This is a genomic window from Lutibacter sp. B1 (genome assembly GCF_012524075.1).
GTDB lineage: Bacteria > Bacteroidota > Bacteroidia > Flavobacteriales > Flavobacteriaceae > Lutibacter.
This window is the reverse complement of the sequence record NZ_JAAZUI010000085.1, coordinates 1-1471: the sequence shown is the minus strand read 5'-3', so window position 1 is coordinate 1471 and position 1471 is coordinate 1. Positions and strand designations below refer to the sequence as shown.

The following is a 1471-nucleotide window of genomic DNA, read 5'->3' as shown; positions in this document are numbered from 1 at the left end:
TATTCATTGTCTTGTCGTGGGTTGGGAAAGGGCAAGCTCTTTTGGTTTTTCAGCGTTGGATTTTAGCGTTGGCAAAAACCAAATGTGCTTGACCGAGCGTTGGCTTTTTTCAGTATGCCGCACAACGTCTCGGCTATGAGTAGTTGCGTGTTTAGCACGTAACTTTGCAAGTACACACCAACCTGAAAATCCTCGCGGATTTTCAGAAGTAGGCGTGAATTAGCAATTACTTATAGCCATTGTTGTACAGCGTTTTTTTATTCAATTGGTATGCAAAAGTCAACAATAGCTTTTCTTTGAGGATGCTCATTAAAATTGTTATGATAAATCTCAAAAGGTTCTCTGTCAGCTTTTTTATATCCATTTTCGTTCATCCAAACAAATAGTCCTGTCCAAGATTTTTCAAATTCGTTCAAACCTATTTCGAAGCTACCAACTATAAATTTTCCTGGTTCGATTGAAGTCAGTCCAATTTCTACATCTGTTTCTACAGGTTTGTTTAACAAGATTGAAGCACTCATTCTAACTTTATTGGCCTCTGTTACTTTAAAACTGTCGTGATAAATTGTTATCATTTTAGTTTGGTCGTTCATTAATCCTTTTGGCGTTGCCCATTGCATCAATTTTCCATAGGCGCTTTCAAGATTTTGTGAACCGATACTTGACACGTAAGCCAAATCCATTTTTGGCATTTCTTTGATTTCAATTTTTGCGTTCATTTTTATCCAATTTTTAAGATTATTAATGACGCAAATGTATTTTTCATAGTCAGGATATTCTTGTCCGTTCTTGCTTTTGAGTTGACGAATCTTGCTATGTCGATTTGGATTTTGCTTTTTAAATTCGGTCGGGCTTATTCCAAAATACTTTTTAAAAGTTCTTGAAAATGAAGAGTTATCACTATAACCAAATTTATGGGCAATTTCGGTTGTCGAAATGTTTTTGTGCAACAAATCCAATGCTGATTTTTCGATTCTTCGTCTTGTAATATATTCATTTAGTGTTTCTCCCGTAATGAATTTAAAAATTCGATGAAAGTGGAATGGTGAAAAAAAAGCAATTTCCGAAATTGTATTTAGAGACAAGTCCGATTCCAAGTTTTCGTCAATAAACTCAAAAACTCTGTTGATTCGATTTTTATAATCAGCTTGTATTTGTTTATCAGTTACGGTCATTTTTCAAATGCTGTACAACGGGTTAGGCTATGTTGTCGTTGTGGAAAAATCAGCAAGATTTTTCCGCCATAGCAGTTATGTTAGTAAATATACGAGGATTTTCTGAAAAAGAAAATCCGCCACAATGCAATATAGCCATTGTTGGGCTTTCGTACTTTATTTTATATCGTTTTCTAATTTATTTGGATCTTGTCTTGTGTCAAAAACAGTAATAATCTCAATTTCTTCTCTTTCAAATTTTATTCTGTAATAGAAAGTAGTCTGTTTTGTTACAACACATTTAAAAAGACCTTTAA

At 33.9% G+C, this 1471-nt stretch carries 1 protein-coding gene; it reads right to left on the bottom strand.

The window, feature by feature from the left end; all coding sequences use genetic code 11:
* Positions 1 to 257: 257 nt before the first annotated feature.
* Complete coding sequence (locus HGB55_RS14915; protein WP_168817859.1) at positions 258 to 1175, bottom strand: GyrI-like domain-containing protein; 918 nt, start codon at positions 1173 to 1175, stop codon at positions 258 to 260.
* Positions 1176 to 1471 lie beyond the last annotated feature (296 nt).

Excerpts from the sequence above, each read along its gene's own strand:
- HGB55_RS14915 (WP_168817859.1), bottom strand. The coding sequence starts at position 1,175 with ATGACCGTAACTGATAAACAAATACAAGCTGATTATAAAAATCGAATC.